This window comes from Sphaerospermopsis sp. LEGE 08334 (assembly GCF_015207205.1).
In the GTDB taxonomy this organism is placed as follows: domain Bacteria; phylum Cyanobacteriota; class Cyanobacteriia; order Cyanobacteriales; family Nostocaceae; genus Sphaerospermopsis.
This window is the reverse complement of the sequence record NZ_JADEXH010000013.1, coordinates 49,904-67,315: the sequence shown is the minus strand read 5'-3', so window position 1 is coordinate 67,315 and position 17,412 is coordinate 49,904. Positions and strand designations below refer to the sequence as shown.

The following is a 17,412-nucleotide window of genomic DNA, read 5'->3' as shown; positions in this document are numbered from 1 at the left end:
AGGAGAAAAAACTAATTTTTCTTCCCTCTGTCACCTGTTCCCTGTTCCCTGTTCCCTGTTCCCTATTACCTATTCCCTATTCCCTATCACCTAACCATATTTTCAAACACTGCTTTGTGTATTAACCAATCTTTACCTACCTGAATACTAATATCAGAACCGATATTACCAGTGCTTTCAACCCGCACTTCGCCAAAACCTAAAGTATTACGAATAGATTCAGCACTATCGCTATCACCTTGTTGAGCGACAATGTGAGTAGTTTCTAAAGGTATACTCCAGGGTTGAGAAATAAAGATATTACGATATCCGGCTTGTTCTAAAGCAGTAATTAAGGGACGAATTTGAGAGCGATCGCCTCCTGTACTATCTTGAATTGCTACACGCAATCTAGCTGGATCAATTATTTCCGAGTACAATGATGTCGATTCTAAACCAAAGTTTTGCACCATTAATTTATTAATCGAACGTTTATAGGGTATCCAATAACTAGCTTCATACTCTTGTTTTCCACTAAAACGACCAGGAAGCATTAACATCTGCATATTAGAACGATTGGTTCGCGCCCCAAAACCAACCAACGCCACAAGTTCCTCAACAGATAAGTTAGTATCAATATTTTCTCTAACAGTTTCCAGGATTTCAGGTAATCTAGCTAATGTTGCTGGATTGAGACTTTGTTCAATTAAGGCACGTAATACCATTTGTTGCCGTTGAATCCTGCCAATATCACCGAGTTCATCATGACGAAACCGGAGTAATTGTAGTGCTTGATTACCGTCAAGATGCTGTTTACCTGCCTTTAAATCAATATATAAATGTTGGGAATCATCCTTATACTTCATATCTTTGGGAACGTAGACTGTTACTCCTCCCAGGGCTTCGATTAATTTACCAACGCCCAAGACATTAATGCGGACATAACGATCAATTCCCACACCACCCAAGAGATTGCTAACGGTTTTAGCAGTTAAAGCAGGTCCACCATCAATATTGGCGGCGTTAATTTTTTTCACCCCAAACCCTTCAACCTCTGTCCGGGTATCTCTAGGAATAGAAAGCATAACAATTTTTTTAGTCTCTGGATCAAATTTGATCAAGAGCATCACATCGGCAAGACCGTCAAAAGAATTAATTTGCGGTAAATATCTAAGTCCTTGGGTTTCAATAGGTGGGTTTTGGACATCTGGAGGCAGTACACTCATCCCCATCACCAAGATATTCACAGGGCGAGTTAATTGAGAAAATTGGAAGCCATTACCAGAAATGCGATCACTATCAAAAACTGCTGCCTCCTTAGCACTTAACTGAGCTTGCTGCAAAGGTGTACTATCCCAAGAAACAGCCAACAAAGCCCCTGCCATACCTGACACCATTGCTATCCCGCCCATACCCACCGCAAACCATAGCCAGCGACCTGATTTTGATTTGCGAGAGTTTTTGCCTTTAGCTTTAGCTTTCGCTGATTTTTTACCTGCTGCTGATGTTCTTTGACTAGTCACAGATTTCCTCACACTGACTGCTAAAATACCGTAAATTTGCTGACTCAATACAAACTCAATACAATAATATATGTAGATAAATCAGACCATGATAGATACTTCTTAATATTAACTACTTACTTACCTATCGTAGATACTACAAGACCTTTACCTGCATTTCTGTTGATTTTTTGATCATCCGGGAAGTTGAGGGAAGTAGTTTATCGAAGTATGGCAATAATCAACCGAATTTGATTATTTGATGATATTAGGTGGGTAGATTACCTATAAATGCTGGTATAAATCCTCAGATTGTTAAAAACATGAACAAATGTAAATTTACTATTTACGCAGTATTCCCTCGGAAAAACTACTGAATCCAGGCAAACGATAAGACCTGCCTTGAATGACACGAAAAATTAACCAAACACTCACTAAAAAGTAACCAGATGTTAGAAAACTGTTAAGAATTAACAAACGGAGTGTAAAAAAATCTGAAGTAGCTGCCCCAGTTGCTAACAGCAAGTACCCTAACATCCATGTAAAGCCCAAGGTAATGGACAGACGACTCACGGCCAGTTGTTCCCGACTACCCTCATGGCGATAGAGAGTCCAAAGAGAAGGAAAAAAGCCGATCACAGGAATCAAGTATAACAGCAGCAATCTTTTAGAAGTGGCTGTTTCTGGAGGAAGTGGGTAATTATCAATAGGTGGTAGATTTTCCATTGTGGAGGGTCTCATCATAAACTAGAGGAAGACATAAGATTCATATAGTTAGAGCTTGTCCTAAGTTGACCATTTTATAGACAATAATATACTTATGTTGACAAAAATGGACATAAGTTAGCTCAGAAAAATGCCAACTTGATATATAATCCTCAGATATCAAGTATTGAATCAGACTATTACCGACGCGAAAACCAAGCATTGATAGTGATAGTCTGTTTCCAAATCTTAACCTGAGAAAGTCGCGTTGGGCTACAGCGTGCAAGTCTACTGAGGGATAACCGCTCCCATGCTCCCGTTGAAGTAGAAAGTAAAGTCTAGCTTTGTCTAGGTTTTATATAGCAGATAATAGTCTGTAAACAAGAATTTAGCTTAAGTTGTATTTAGTTCTATCCCCAATCAGCTAAAAATGCAGACAAGAAAGCTACTTGACTGGTGGCAAACATTTACACCAGTAGCGCGAATCGGGGCGATCGCGCTATTCGCTCCTCTATTAGTTCTCAATGGTTGGGCGATATCGGCAATTTTTCATTATTTCCACTCTTTGATAGTAATTTTAGTCGGAGCCTCAGTGCTGGCATTTCTGCTTAACTACCCAGTAAGTTGGATGGAAAAGCACGGTGCAAGACGAGAACAAGTCGCCATTTTGGTATTTTTATCAGCTTTATCAATTTTATTGGCGCTGGGTGTCACCCTCTTTCCTCTAGCCCTAACTCAAGCCCAGCAGTTAGTAGCCCGTTTACCAGAGTTGATTGACTCTGGGCGATCGCAGTTAATGATTTTAAACGAGAAAGCCGAGATGATGGGCTTACCAATCAATCTTGATGCTATCGTCGTGCAAATTAATGATCGCGTCAAGAGTCAACTGCAAGCTATAGCCGGACAAGTATTAAATCTCGCTGTCGTCACCTTTACCAGCTTGTTAGACTTTCTGCTAACGATGGTTTTGACCTTTTATCTATTGCAACATGGCGGTGAACTTTGGCAAAGCTTGGTAGAATGGCTACCTACTAAATTTCGTGAGCCTTTTTCCAGAACAGTACGCCTGAGTTTTCAAAACTTTTTTATCACTCAATTAATTTTATCTACTTGTATGGCATCGGCTCTGATTCCCACCTTTTTGTGGTTGAAAGTGCCATTTGGGTTGTTGTTTGGCTTAACTATAGGCATTATGGCGCTTATCCCCTTTGGTGGTTCTGTGGGTATCGCTATCACAACTTTATTAGTCTCCCTACAAGATTTTTGGATGGGTGCTAGAGTCTTGGCCGCAGCAGTCATCGTGCAACAAATTCTTGAAAATATCATTGCACCTCGGATTTTAGGCAGTTTTACAGGTTTAAATCCAGTTTGGATACTCATTTCCGTTTTGACTGGGGCAAGAATCGGCGGACTTTTAGGCGTGATTGTGGCAGTTCCTTGTGCTGTTGTCATCAAGACGGTTATTAGCGCCATTCGTCCACCGATCATGAGTGATGATCAAGAAAATTCTGTTTCTGGAGAGTTAGCTGCACCCATGACACCAGAGGAATCTCCTTCACCTCCAGGCAATAATTCTCTCAGTGTTTCTGATGGTGTTCCTTGCCATCAGCCGATACAAAACAGCTAACTCTCATTAAGGAGTCAGGAGTTCAAGGAGTCAGGAGTCAGGAGATCAGGAATAGGCTATCAATTATCAACTATCAAATTTTAACTTTTAGGAAATTCTGATGAACCGTTCAAAAATAGTCGCCATTATTACAGGTGCAATTTCTATACTTTTAGCTATAGCTTACCTAATTGTCGTTCAAATACTCGACTACCGAGATATGCAACCCGCCCCTATTAGCTACATAAACGCATCAGCACCAATTATATCAGAATTGCAAATTTCTAGAAGTCAGTAGAAACTTTCTGGCGCGGTTTCTGTACAGGAGTCAGGAGCAAGAATTAATGTTTTTGACCTTGCTCCCCCTATTTCCTGTTGCTTTCTATAATCATAGATTATATATGATAGATACTATCAGATAAACCAATCCATAGAACTATAAGAAAAAATTAGATAAAATATCGTGGATTTATCTAGTTAAGTAATTCCCTTTTGGCAGAGATAACGGTAAGCTATATCTAACAATATTAAGCAAAAATAAAATTGCCTTATTCTTCCTAGTTAACATCATCAGGGATCAACGCTTGTTGACAAACAAGCAAAAGTATTTAGTGCAAATATAGAGGTGAGTTCATGTCTCAGTACCTGCTAGAGACCGTTTGGCTGGTCCCTTGCTATGCTTTATTAGGTGGTGTTTTAGCTTTACCTTGGTCGCCGGGAATAATCAGGAAAACCGGACCTAGACCTGCTGGTTATGTCAACTTAGTAATGACATTTTTGGCGTTTTTACATTCTGCCATAGCCTTTCTGGCTACTTGGAATCATCCTGCTAAAGAGGTATTTATTCCTTGGTTATCCACAGCAGGTTTAAACCTAACTATTAATTTAGAACTCTCTGCAATTAATGTAGGGGCATTAATGGTTATTACCGGTTTAAATTTCCTTGCCCAAATTTATGCTGTGGGTTATATGGAAATGGACTGGGGTTGGGGAAGATTTTATTCTTTATTAGGTTTATTTGAAGCTGGTTTATGTGCCTTAGCTTTATGTAATAACCTATTTTTCAGTTATGTAGTTTTAGAAATTCTCACTTTAGGAACTTACCTGTTGGTAGGTTTATGGTTTAGTCAACCCTTGGTTGTGACTGGTGCGCGAGATGCGTTTTTAACTAAGCGGGTTGGTGACTTATTCCTGTTAATGGGAGTTTTAGGACTGTGGACTTTAGCGGGAACATGGGATTATAAAGATTTAGCAATTTGGGCGCAAACTGCCCAAGTAGACCCCACAATTATTACTTTAGTTTGTTTAGCTTTAATTGCCGGTCCCATGGGTAAATGCGCTCAATTTCCCTTGCATTTGTGGTTAGATGAAGCAATGGAAGGACCTGTTCCCAGTACCATTTTACGGAACTCAGTGGTAGTTGCTAGTGGTGCATGGGTGCTGATTAAATTACAACCTGTATTTAGTTTGTCTCCCATAGCTTCCTCTGCAATGGTAGCTATTGGTGTAGTTACAGCTATTGGTGGTTCATTAATTGCGATCGCCCAAATTGACATCAAACGCTGCTTATCTTATTCTGTCAGTGCTTACATGGGCTTAGTGTTTATTGCCGTAGGCACACAACAGGATGAAGCCGCATTATTATTAGTCCTCACTCATGCTTTATCCACGGCACTTTTAGTCATGAGTACCGGAGGAATAGTTTGGAATAGTGTCACCCAAGACGTTACCCAACTCGGTGGTTTATGGTCACGTCGTCCTATTTCCGGTTTAGCATTTATTGTGGGAACATTGGGTTTAATTGGTTTTCCACCTTTAGGTAGTTTTTGGGCATTAGTAAAATTAGCTGATGGTTTATGGGGAACACACCCTTGGTTAGTAGGAATAATAATTGCTGTCAATGTGTTTACAGCCTTTAGTTTAACCAGAGAATTTGGTTTAATCTTTGGTGGTAAACCCAAACAAATGAGTGAACGTTCACCGGAAGCTATTTGGTTGATGGTATTGCCGATGATGGTTTTATTTGGCTTCGTTTTACATCTGCCTTTAGTGTTGGAAAGTTTATCTTTATTACCTAGTTGGGCAACATTAAATAAAGATGTGGCATTGTTATTTATTTGGTCAAGTATTTTTGGTTGCAGTATTAGTGCTGTAATTTATTTAGGAAACATTATTCCTAAACCAGTTCGCTTACCCTTCCAAGGTTTACAAAATTTACTTGCTTACGATTTTTACACCCCCAAACTTTACAAAATGACCATCATTTTTGGCGTTGCCCAACTTTCTAAATTAGCTGACATGGTAGATAGATTTGTCGTTGATGGCATTGTTAATTTTGTCGGTTTATTCTCCTTATTAGGTGGGGAAGGTTTGAAATATAGCAACAATGGACAAACCCAATTTTACGCTTTCACTGTTTTGTTAGGAGTTAGCGTTTTAGGTGCTTGGGTAACATGGCCTTTTTGGGGTGTGCAGTTCATGGATTTAGTTTTTTAAATAAAAGCTATCAGTAGGTGACAGGTGACAGGTGACAGTAAAAAGCCAAGAGTTTATTCTTCCCAATCACCAATCACCAATTACCAATTACCAATTACCAATTACCAAAAAAAATGTTGAGTGTTTTAATTTGGTTGCCAATTATCGGCGCGGCAATTATCGGTATCTTACCAGATACAATTATTCCTAAAAATAGAATCAGACTGGTATCTTTAACTATTGCTTTTGTGGCATTGTTATGGAATAGTTTCATCTTGCTAAAATTTGATATCAATAGTCAAGGAATGCAGTTTCAAGAGTATTTACCTTGGAATGAAACCTTGGGTTTAAATTATCAATTAGGTGTTGATGGGCTATCAATATTAATGTTGATATTGAATAGCTTGTTAACTTGGATAGCTATTTACAGCAGTAACGAAAATACCCAACGTCCTAAACTTTTCTATTCGCTGATTTTATTAGTTAGCGGTGGAGTTGCTGGTGCTTTCTTAGCACAGAATTTACTGTTTTTTTTCCTTTTCTATGAATTGGAATTAATACCATTTTATTTATTAATTTCCATTTGGGGAGGAGAAAAACGCGCCTATGCTGGGATGAAATTTTTGATTTACACAGCAGTTTCCGGGGCATTTATTTTAGCAACATTCCTGGGCATAGTTTGGTTAAGTGGTTCTCATAGTTTTGCCTTAGATACTGTTAACACTCAAAACCTATCTGCGGGAATGCAGTTAATTTTATTAATCGGAATAATTTTAGGTTTTGGGATTAAAATTCCTTTAATTCCTTTCCATACTTGGCTACCTGATGCTTACGTTGAAGCTTCTGCACCTATTGCCATTTTATTAGGTGGAATTTTAGCCAAGTTAGGAACTTATGGACTATTAAGATTTGGGTTAGGTTTATTTCCTCAAGCTTGGAATGTAGTAGCACCAACCTTAGCAATATGGGGTGCTATTAGTGCCATTTATGGGGCAGTTGTAGCGATCGCCCAAAAAGACATCAAACGCATGGTAGCATATAGTTCAATCGGACACATGGGCTATATTTTATTGGCAGCAGCTTCTAGTACCAACCTGGCCTTAGTTGGTGCAGTCGCGCAAATGTTTAGTCATGGTTTAATTCTGGCTATTCTCTTCCATTTAGTTGGACTTGTAGAAACCAAAGTTGGAACAAGAGAATTAGATAAACTCAATGGTTTAATGAGTCCTATTCGCGGTTTACCTATCGTCAGTGCTTTACTAGTGTTAGGTGGTATGGCCAGCGCCGGTATTCCTGGTTTAACAGGTTTTATTGCAGAATTTATCGTTTTCCAAGGTAGTTTTTCCACCTTCCCCATCCCCACATTATTGTGTGTAGCTTCCTCTGGTTTAACTGCGGTTTACTTCGTTATTCTTCTCAACCGCACCTGTTTCGGTAGACTAAATAACGACTTAGCTTATTATCCCAGAGTGGTTTGGGCAGAAAAAATTCCCGCATTAATATTAGCTTCCCTGATCATTTTCTTGGGAGTACAACCTACCTGGTTAGTGCGCTGGAGTGAAACCACAACTACAGCAATGGTAGCTGCTATTCCTGAAAAAACCGTAATTTCTCAAGTGCCATTGAAGTAATTTTTTAAGCTGTCAAAAAACTAAAAGGCAGAGCCTTTTAAAATTCATTCCCATACTCTGTATGGGAACGAGAAAAAAACGAGAAAAACCACGAAGGCACGTTCACCGAAGGTGTTCCCGAAGGGTAGAACACGAAGGAAGAGAAGAATGAGAAGAAGAAAAGGAATAAGATAGATAATCTAGTACGTTTATTAACCTCTTAAATCTCTCTGCGCCTCTGCGTCTCTGCGTGATAAATTCATAAATATAGGAAATCAAAATGGTACAAACTCCCGATAAACCAATCACTAAACTACCACCATCAAATCACGAATTTGCCGATGTCATTCATCGTCTAGAAGCTGGTGGTTCAATGCTGCCAGATACACCAGAAAACTTAATGCAAATCATCGGTATTTATAAAGCTTACGCAGTACCGATGGATTTTTACTGGCGCGACTTGCTTTATATTGGGGAAAGAGTCTTTTTAAATCCTCTTCCTGCTTTTAAATATTTCTTACCTCAAGAATATTTAGACTTACATAATCATTATGCAGGGGATGATGCTGATTTAAGAATTTGGCGCGGTGAAGCGACAGCACATCCTGAACTTTTGGCATTTATGGAAAAAGGCGAAACTCGCAAAATGCCGAAGATTTGGCATCATTTATTCCATGACAGAATTAACATGGAATTTGCGGAAGCTTGTATGCAAGCGATGTTATGGCATCGGAAAATGTACGCTCCTGTAAATCAATTTGATGCCTATTTAGATTCGGATGAATATAAAGCTAATGCTGATAAAGCTATCAAGGCTTACTTTAAGAAAAATCCCCTAATGTTGGGACTTTATAAACTGTTCCCTGATATGTTTTTGGAACAGTGCCGGATGATGTCTTATTATGCCAATTTAGGACTTTTCTGGGAAGTAATGGCACCGGTATTTTTTGAAATGTCGGATATTTATGATGAAGGCGGTTTTAAAGGTGTTCCTGATGCCATGAATTTTTTAGTGAATGGTATTTTTGCGATCGCCGGTCGTCCTATTTATCATCATGTTTATGTTGATGGTGAATGTTATGAAGTCATTCCCAAATCTAAAGGTTTTACTTGGTTATATGAAGCAGCTTTACCCTATGTAGAAGCTGTATTTTACCGGACTGCACCATTTAGAGGTACAAAGTCTTATAATGCTCAAGCAGGACAAGTACCAGAAGACCAAAAAGACTTCCATTATGGCATTCTTTACGCTGACGTATTCCCTGTAGGTACTGCGGGTATTCCACCCACATTATTAATGCAGGATATGTTGCATTTTCTTCCCCAATATTTAGTTGATTATTACAAAAAACATTGTCGGGGTGAAGATGATATGTTGATTCAGTTGGGTGTAACTTTCCAACGTTCAATGTACAATGTCACATCTGCGGTAATTCAGGCTTTAAGAACTGCGTTGTTATATCCTTTAGATGATCCTAATCCTAAGCATTTACAGGCAAATCGGGAGTTTTTTGAAATGCAATTGAATCGCTTCACCCGTGCTGATTATGGTATGAGAGATGCGGCGAAATTGCGGAGTGTTCAAAGTCAGGATTATCGTTAATCAGCTAAAGATACCGGACTTCTTAAAGAGGTTCGGTATCTGCTGTTACCCAATTCATTGACGATTATTACAGCGAGTTGTGATGTCAGAACAGAAACTTTCAAACAACCACTGGCTTATCTAGTTTACTCCGGTTCAACACCTAAAGCACGCAATTGAGCAATTAACCGTTCATTTTTTAGGCGTTCCTCTTCCGCCCTTTGACTTTCCCTTTCTGCCCTTTGACTTTCCCTTTCTGCTCTTTGATATTCCTGTTCTGCTCTTTCTTCTCCACTTAATAATAAATTACCTTCTAAATCCCACCAACGTAACCAAGGTAAATCTAAATTTTGATATTCACCTTGCCATATTCCTAACTCTACTTCTAAAGCGGGAATTGGATAATGTCCCCGTTCATTAGCAGGTAATAAATGGTATTTATTTTCCAATAAATGATAAACTTCCACACTAGCTTTATTCACTTCATAAATGCCATAAAAAGCTGGATGTATCACCTGTTCATAAATCCAAAATTTACCTTTCCATGGTGTTTTATCTCTTTCTTCATCACCATTACCAGACACAAATTCTAAGACAATTAATGGTGAAATATACTCTTGCCATAAAACATAAGAACGGCGCACTTGTCCATTTAAACTAGGCGGAACATTCGGCACATAAAACCAATCAGGAGCTTCTGCACCCCGTTCTAAAGGTTCGGTAATTCGCCAGTAAATACCGCTATCTTGACCTATACAATATTGTCCATCGGGATGGATTTTTTGTAATATTGGTTTAATTGATTCTGTTAGTAGAATGCTTTGGGGGTGTTCCTGAAAGTTTTTCACAAATGTACCATCTTCACAAGGTAGTTGGGTATGGTCTGGGAGACTAATTGGAGTGGTAGTAAAATCTGTAGTCGAGGTCATATACTCCCCGTGCTTGTGGTATTTTTTGGTATGGTTTTTGTAGGAGTAATTCATGAATTACCCATACTTTATTGTATTATTATAGATATTTTTAGGTAAATAAACATCAAGATACCGGATTTCTTGAAGAAGTACGGTATCTATTTTATTCTGCTTAAAAACCTAAAGCATGAAATTGAGCAATGATTTACTATTACATGATTTCATCAGGATTAATACCCAATTGACGCAATTTTGCCGCTAATTTTTCGGCTTTGATGTTCGCTGCATTTGCTTCTTCTGAAGGTTCGGGAATTAGTTCCCCATCTAATGTAAACCACCTCAACCAAAGTTTAGGAATACCACGAAATTTTCCTTCCCATAACCCCAAACTTAAACCTATTTCTGGGATATGTAAACGTTCATCCTGGAAATTTACAGATTCATAATGACCACCTACTAATTGAAATGCGCGGACTTCATTGGTATAACGACTAAAAACAACATAATAAGGAATCCTTAATATGCGTTCGTAAACTTCCCATTTTGTAGGGGGTTTATCTGCTTGACTTGCTTTAGTTCCTAAATCTTCTTCTTCTGTTCCCGGTGATAATAATTCAACTACCACAAAAGGTTTAGCTGGTTCTTGCCAAGTGACATAACTTAAACGCAAATCTTGATCATTATATAATTTAGAAACTCCAACTACACCAAACCAATCAGGTCTTTTATACCATAAAGGATGTTGGAGATCATAATAAAGATTGAGATCCGCAGCACTATAAACTAATTCTGGATTCCAGTTTATGGGTTGAAAAGTTAAATATAAAAGTAACGGTTGTAAAAAATGAAAATCATCTGGCAAACCTTTTTCCTCCTGGTTTTCGCTTGGTAAATCATACATTGTGGGTAAGGTTTCCCTTGGGGGAAGGGGCGGTTCTGTTTGTGGGGGTAAAGGTGGTGAGTAAGTCATTTTATTTGGGATTTTGGATTTTGGATTTTAGGTTTTAGATTCAAAAAACAAATCATGTTTTTCAACAATGCTTTTTAATGTTTTAATTTTTAATGTGTTTTTGTGAGAGTATAGATTCTTAATTTACTACCATTATAACGCCAAAATTCAAGAATACCAAAAGCAGCATCAACTCGGTTAGGAGTTTTTGTAGGTTGGGTTGACAATAGGAAACCCAACATTGATAGGCTGTTGTTGGGTTGCGCTATCGCTTAACCCAACCTACCAATTATATTTTTTATTTAAACTAAATACTTGAAACAACTTTAAATTTCGTGTTAATTATTGTCAGTTCTATTACAAAACTCTATTAAACAGTGGGTTAGGGTGGACTTGATGCAATTAAAAAACCTCAATTTGGTGTCACCCTGTGTCTAATTTAGAACTGTACCAATATCTTCCTAAACTTCCTGATGCTGCACTGCAAGAATTTACAGAATGGTGTGTTTTAGAACAGTCAAAGTCCGCAGGATTAGATTTTAAACCTGATCAAAGTAAGTTGCAAAATTTAGCACCAGCAGATTATTTAAAACAGCTAATTGATCAGTTTATGAAATTGAAACCTGATCCTATTCGTGCTGGTTTAGTTGCTGTTATTGCTGGACAACAATCTGATAAACATAATTTATCTGGTTTAGCAGCTGTTGTTGATTTTGTTGCTCTTTATGTGAAATATTTAATTCCTAAAGATGGTACTGATCCCACAGAAGCAGATGCAATTTTAACGAAAGCAGCACAACATCAGTATGATCAACTTACTGAAATTGCTAAAAAACATGGTGTAGCTTTTTAGTAAGGAGTCAGGAGTCAGGATTCAGGAGTCAGAATACTGGAAATATTTTACTGCTGACTGCTGAATGCTGACTGCTGATAAATACTTTAATCAAATAATATCTTTTATTCAGTAAAATTTTCATGTTCTATATTTATCAGCTAGATTGGTTCTGATTTCTGAAAAGCGACTTTCATTAAATATTTTTTGTAATTAATTTTTCTTCGATACCACAATTTCCCTGTAAACCACCGGTATGTATTAATAGTATTTTACCTGGTGAAAAAAATCCCTTTTTTAATAAATCCATGACACCATAAAACATTTTTCCCGTATATACGTAATCTAAGGGTATGTTATTTTGCTGTTGGAATGCGTGACAAAATTTAATTAACTCTTGGTTAACTTTTGCATAACCTCCGAAATGGTAATTGTGTAGCAATTGCCAATGTGCCGGATTATTAACTGGTACAGGTAAACCGGATTGAATATAATCTTGTGTTAAATTTGTAATCTCTGGTGCTAAAAATTCTCCACCTTTTAGTACAGGAAAACCAATAATTTTCTGATTTGAATATAATGATAAAGCAATTCCAGCTAGGGTTGTACCTGTGCCACAGGCGAGACAAATTGTGTCAATTTCAAGATATTTTAGATTTTGCATGATTTCTGTACAACCACGCACACCATTTAAATTACCACCACCTTCGGGAATAATGAATACTTCACCAAAGCGTTGTTTTAATTCTTCCTGTAGTTGGTTTGTGTGGCGTTTGCGGTAGGTTGTGCGATCGCAATATACTAACTCCATGCCTTGTTCTATGGCAAAATTTAAGGTAGGATTCAGTGGTAAAGTTTCTTCTCCACGAATCACCCCAATAGTACGCAAACCAAAAACCTTACCTGCGGCAGCGGTAGCAAAAATATGGTTAGAATAAGCACCACCAAAAGTAAGAATGGTAGAGTATTTTTTTTCCTGAGCTTCTAATAAATTGTATTTCAGCTTGAACCATTTGTTACCATTAATTTGGGGGTGCATGAGATCAAGACGGAATACATATAACTCAACACCAGCACTATCAGCTATTTGATGATTAATTTTTTCTAGAGGTGGAGATAAAAATATTGACGACATTTCAAACACAAGTTAAGCTTTGTGGGAATGGTAGAAAATAACAAATCTGCAAAAACTATCAAACTGTTTATGGCTAAAGTTTTTGAATCTATCACCGAAGAATTGCAAAAATTTATTGCAAATCAGCAGATGTTTTTTGTTGGGACTGCCCCTTTAAGTCCTACTGGTCATGTTAACATTTCTCCTAAAGGTTTAGACAGCTTTCGTATTCTTTCACCCCATCGGGTTGCTTATTTAGATGTCACAGGTAGCGGTAATGAAACTTCCGCCCATCTGTTAGAAAATGGCAGAATTACATTTATGTTTTGCGCTTTTCAAGAACCACCTTCTATTTTGCGGCTTTATGGACAGGGAAAAACAATATTACCTAATGCTGCTGAATGGGATTATTTGTATTCTTTATTTCCTCCGATTAACGGAACTCGGCAAATAATTGTTGCTGATATTGACAGGGTGCAAACTTCCTGTGGTTTTGCTGTGCCATTTTATGAATATAAAAGACAAAGAGACACTTTAGTTAACTGGGCTATTAAGAAAGGTGAACAGGGAATTAAAGAATATCATCAACAGAAAAATTTTGTCAGTATTGATGGTTTGTTAACTCCCTTGTCTCAGGTTCACAATCAAAGGTAATTTGATGAATAGATGATGCTATAAACTCAATATTTGATTTGATTTTATTTCCATGTAAATCAATAGAAATCAAGAAAAATCAAATGTTTAAATCACGCAAAGCTAAACGAATTTGTTCCATACGTCTGCGGTTGACACCAAGATCCGACTCTCCCACACGAGAAGCTGAACGGATATGAATTACTGGTTCATCATTTGGTAAATAAAACTCTACATCATCAACAAATTTGAAGATCCGACTTTTAGAAATAGCATAAATGTAATTATCTGTTTGTTCTATAACTTCTGTACGTGGTACAACAGTGAGAACTTTCAGTAAGGTTTCTCTTGCTTGATCATGGTCTACATGATAAATAATCGGATCAATGGCGTGTTTAGCATCTGCATTTTGACTGACAACACAGTTATTTGTATTGGGACAAGGACTCAGATAACCTGATGTCACTCCTAAACCAGTTGCCCATGTAACAGCAGGAAGCATTAAACCAATAAATAAGCTTAAGAGTATTGCTAATGTAATACTCTTTATCCTTTGTGGAAATGTATTTAGATATTGCATGATGATTTTCTTGACTACAGTTAATTGAATCATTGTTTGATATTTGACAATAAATGACAATAAAATATTAATATAAATTGGGAATATTGTTGAAAGTATTTTTGTGGAGTTAGAAAATAGTGAAGAAGGAATAGGGAATAAACAATAGTTTTAGTTATCTAAAATAAACATATAGTGATCCGATTTGATTTATAAATTTCTCGTAAAGTCAGGGAACAGGGAACAGGGAACAGGGAACAGGTAATAAGAGTTTCGGTATGTACTGTTTTTTTCAATAATCAAATAGGAGTCCTATATAAAATAAACATATAAAATAAACATAATTAACAGAAATAGATGTAAATAAGTAAGTTGGCATGAAAAAACCGAAGCAAGTACAAAAATGTAAAATCCCTAAAAGTCTCTTCTCTCTTGCCTTTTGCCTTGCCACAATGATAATTTTCAACGCCTACCTACTTAACATTCTGGAAATTAAAACTTCTTAATTTTGACTAATAATACTATTGGCTGATGACTGATAACTGATGACTGAGGGTGAAACTTTCATGACTTGATTTATAAAACACTTTTTTGCTAATCTCTGTGTGCAACTCATTATTAATTTTTAATTTTGAATTTTTAATCACTCATCATGTCTACACAACGGATAATTCAAAGCATATATACCGATGGTGCTTGCACTGGCAACCCTGGTCCTGGTGGTTGGGGTGTTGTTGTTTACTTTAATGATGGTTCAGTTTACGAACTGGGGGACGCATCCCGGCATACCACCAATAATAAAATGGAAATGCAAGCGGCGATCGCTGCCCTAGAATTTTTTGCTACATCTGGACAAACCCAACCCATCACCCTGTACACCGATAGCGAATATCTCATTAACAGTGTTACCAAATGGATGCAGGGTTGGAAAAAGAAAGGTTGGAAAAAAGCAGACGGAAACCCAGTCCAAAACCAAGACCTGTTAGAAACCCTGGATAGACTCAACAGCCGACTTGTAAAATGGCAGCACGTGCGCGGCCATTCTGGTAACATAGGTAACGAAAGGTGTGATGTGATTGCTCGCTCCTTTGCCAGCGGCAAAATTCCATCTCTTCAAAAATTATCCCCGGAAAATCTTGATGCAACCTTAACCAATACAAACAATGTAAATTTCACAAAAGTATCTGATTCTCCAATCAACTCTACACAAATCAAAGAAAACATTTCGGAAAGCAGAACTTTTTTATCAGACACAACCACTATGGAACCATCTACAGCGTCAGCTGCAACCACAAACGACGAAAAACCACCTGAGATGAGGGTTTTACACCTCCGCAACCTAGTTGAAACTTTGCGGGTTGCTGACGAAATCGCCGAAAAAGGCTATTTAATCACCAGTTCCGAACTAGCAGACTTGATGGATGTCCACGCAAGTGCTGTCACCAGTCGGGGAGATCAATGGCGTTGGCGCAACTGGATAGTTTCACGGGTACGACGGGAAGGAAATCAAATTCTTTGGGAACTAGAAAGAGGCGATCAAGTGGTAAATGAGAATGAATAAATCATGGTAATGGGTAATGGGTAATACAATTTTGGATTTTGGATTTTGGATTTTGGATTGTTTTTGTCAATTCCAATCTAAAATCTAAAATCTAAAATCTAAAATTTTCTTCCCCAGTCCCTAGTCCCCAATTTAATACTTTCTCCCCCGCCATTCCTTGGGTTTGCGGAGTGCAGATAAAAAGATTCTCAGCACAGCGAGGGGATCAGCTAAAGGAGAAAGCCAGAACAACCAACCACCCTGGGCATTTTTCCGGTCATAGGAAGGAGCGATCGCCAATAACAAAGCAAAGCGAATTACCAGTAAAAATATATTCAGTCCCAATAACAGGCGCAGGGGGAGCAGGGGAGGCAGGGGGAGCAGGGGAAGAAAGCCGAGTAAAATCAATATGGGTAAACCCTGTACAGAGGACAATAACCATAAATCACCCCAAATTTGAGCGCGGTTAGAAGCATCCTTTAAATCTAAACTGCGCCCCCACTCCTTCCAAGTTTCCTTTGCTCCCTCATACATCCGCACTTTGAAAACTTTAGCCCCATCCAAAAACCCCACCTTAAAACCAGCGTCCGCAATATTTCGCGCTAAGGTAACATCATCACAAAAAGAACCTTTAGCACTGCTATAACCATCTACAGCCGCTAAAACCGAGCGCCGACATAAAAAACACTGTCCGTTAGCCATCACCCGTTCTGGTTGTTCGGTGTGAATACCGGCAGGATCAAATCTATATAACAGCGTCATCAATAACGCCGGTTGTAACCAGCATTCCCCTGGATACTTGAGAATAAACTGAGGAGACAGGGAAACCAAATCATAACCTTCTGTTTGGGCTGTTTTCACCAAACTAGCTACCAAACCGGGATGAGGTTGAATATCGGCATCCATCCCCAAAAACCACTCACTGTCTGGGGAACTAAACAAAAAGCCGTTATGTAAAGCCCAAGGACGGCCTACCCAACCAGGGGGTAAAGGATCATCATTCATCACCCGAAAGCGGGGATCTTTTTGTTGTGTAGCTTTTACCAAGTCGGGAGTACCATCCTGGGATCTGCTATCCACAACAATAACTTCTCGGACTTCATAGCTTTGGCGACTTAACCCAGCTAACAGGGGACTAATACGTAAAGCCTCGTTTAAAGTGGGAACAACCACACTCACACTACCCAAAATATCCGGGGTTGGTTGTTGTGGTTGCAAAGGTGGATGTCTTCTGGGACCCTTGAGCAAACGTGACAATAACAGTGCCGTTGCTGGTACTTGGATCAGTAATAGTAGAAGTGAAATAATGCTTTCTGTAATCAAAATATTTATACCAATTAAAAATATAGGAGGCAGGAGCCAGGAGGCAGAAGGCATAAGGCAGGAGGCATAAGGCAGAAAATATAAAATTTATA

General features: G+C 38.2%; 15 protein-coding genes. 8 read left to right on the top strand and 7 right to left on the bottom strand.

What is annotated here, in order from left to right; translation table 11 throughout:
• Window positions 1–86 precede the first annotated feature (86 nt).
• Together IQ237_RS09600 and IQ237_RS09595 are read right to left on the bottom strand one after the other, a co-directional pair.
• On the bottom strand, window positions 87–1,502 hold the full coding sequence (locus IQ237_RS09600) for an LCP family protein (protein ID WP_194054473.1): 1,416 nt from the start codon (window positions 1,500–1,502) through the stop codon (window positions 87–89).
• Window positions 1,503–1,823: 321 nt separating this feature from the next.
• On the bottom strand, window positions 1,824–2,207 hold the full coding sequence (locus tag IQ237_RS09595; RefSeq protein ID WP_194054554.1) for a hypothetical protein: 384 nt from the start codon (window positions 2,205–2,207) through the stop codon (window positions 1,824–1,826).
• Window positions 2,208–2,616: 409 nt separating this feature from the next.
• Between IQ237_RS09595 and IQ237_RS09590 the strand changes: the two genes are divergently transcribed.
• The 5 genes from IQ237_RS09590 to IQ237_RS09570 all read left to right on the top strand — a co-directional run bounded on the left by IQ237_RS09590 (window position 2,617) and on the right by IQ237_RS09570 (window position 9,480).
• Complete coding sequence (locus tag IQ237_RS09590; RefSeq protein ID WP_194054472.1) at window positions 2,617–3,813, top strand: AI-2E family transporter; 1,197 nt, start codon at window positions 2,617–2,619, stop codon at window positions 3,811–3,813.
• Between the two features lie 100 nt (window positions 3,814–3,913).
• Entirely contained in the window at window positions 3,914–4,090 is a 177-nt protein-coding gene (locus IQ237_RS09585) for a hypothetical protein (RefSeq protein WP_194054470.1), read from the top strand.
• A gap of 335 nt (window positions 4,091–4,425) precedes the next feature.
• Window positions 4,426–6,288: an NAD(P)H-quinone oxidoreductase subunit F gene (locus IQ237_RS09580; protein WP_194054468.1), complete on the top strand. Its 1,863-nt coding sequence runs from the start codon at window positions 4,426–4,428 to the stop codon at window positions 6,286–6,288.
• A gap of 113 nt (window positions 6,289–6,401) precedes the next feature.
• Window positions 6,402–7,898 (top strand): NADH-quinone oxidoreductase subunit M, encoded by a 1,497-nt coding sequence (locus tag IQ237_RS09575; RefSeq protein ID WP_194054466.1) that lies wholly within the window; start codon window positions 6,402–6,404, stop codon window positions 7,896–7,898.
• Between the two features lie 259 nt (window positions 7,899–8,157).
• Window positions 8,158–9,480, top strand: coding sequence for a CO2 hydration protein (locus IQ237_RS09570; RefSeq protein WP_194054464.1), 1,323 nt, complete (start codon window positions 8,158–8,160; stop codon window positions 9,478–9,480).
• Between the two features lie 125 nt (window positions 9,481–9,605).
• Here IQ237_RS09570 and IQ237_RS09565 read toward each other — a convergent pair whose 3' ends face one another.
• On the bottom strand, window positions 9,606–10,388 hold the full coding sequence (locus IQ237_RS09565; RefSeq protein WP_194054462.1) for a Uma2 family endonuclease: 783 nt from the start codon (window positions 10,386–10,388) through the stop codon (window positions 9,606–9,608).
• A 193-nt stretch (window positions 10,389–10,581) separates the two neighbouring features.
• The gene (locus IQ237_RS09560; RefSeq protein ID WP_194054460.1) at window positions 10,582–11,340 is read right to left on the bottom strand and encodes a Uma2 family endonuclease; all 759 of its coding nucleotides are present in this window, start codon (window positions 11,338–11,340) and stop codon (window positions 10,582–10,584) included.
• Between the two features lie 409 nt (window positions 11,341–11,749).
• Here IQ237_RS09560 and IQ237_RS09555 point away from each other — a divergent pair, with 409 nt between their 5' ends.
• On the top strand, window positions 11,750–12,172 hold the full coding sequence (locus tag IQ237_RS09555; RefSeq protein ID WP_194054458.1) for a hypothetical protein: 423 nt from the start codon (window positions 11,750–11,752) through the stop codon (window positions 12,170–12,172).
• 175 nt (window positions 12,173–12,347) lie between these two features.
• Here the strand turns inward: IQ237_RS09555 and IQ237_RS09550 are convergent, their stop codons facing one another.
• The gene (locus tag IQ237_RS09550; protein WP_194054455.1) at window positions 12,348–13,286 is read right to left on the bottom strand and encodes a 1-aminocyclopropane-1-carboxylate deaminase/D-cysteine desulfhydrase; all 939 of its coding nucleotides are present in this window, start codon (window positions 13,284–13,286) and stop codon (window positions 12,348–12,350) included.
• 69 nt (window positions 13,287–13,355) lie between these two features.
• Here IQ237_RS09550 and IQ237_RS09545 point away from each other — a divergent pair, with 69 nt between their 5' ends.
• Window positions 13,356–13,919, top strand: coding sequence for a pyridoxamine 5'-phosphate oxidase family protein (locus IQ237_RS09545; RefSeq protein WP_096572608.1), 564 nt, complete (start codon window positions 13,356–13,358; stop codon window positions 13,917–13,919).
• A 79-nt stretch (window positions 13,920–13,998) separates the two neighbouring features.
• Here the strand turns inward: IQ237_RS09545 and IQ237_RS09540 are convergent, their stop codons facing one another.
• The gene (locus tag IQ237_RS09540; RefSeq protein WP_194054553.1) at window positions 13,999–14,478 is read right to left on the bottom strand and encodes a DUF1499 domain-containing protein; all 480 of its coding nucleotides are present in this window, start codon (window positions 14,476–14,478) and stop codon (window positions 13,999–14,001) included.
• Window positions 14,479–15,109: 631 nt separating this feature from the next.
• Here IQ237_RS09540 and rnhA point away from each other — a divergent pair.
• Window positions 15,110–16,018, top strand: coding sequence for a ribonuclease HI (rnhA, locus tag IQ237_RS09535; protein WP_194054453.1), 909 nt, complete (start codon window positions 15,110–15,112; stop codon window positions 16,016–16,018).
• Window positions 16,019–16,150: 132 nt separating this feature from the next.
• Here the strand turns inward: rnhA and cruG are convergent, their stop codons facing one another.
• Window positions 16,151–17,320 carry a 2'-O-glycosyltransferase CruG gene (cruG, locus tag IQ237_RS09530; RefSeq protein ID WP_228019936.1) on the bottom strand — a complete coding sequence of 390 codons (1,170 nt, stop codon included), beginning with the start codon at window positions 17,318–17,320 and terminating at the stop codon, window positions 16,151–16,153.
• Between the last annotated feature and the right edge of the window lie 92 nt (window positions 17,321–17,412).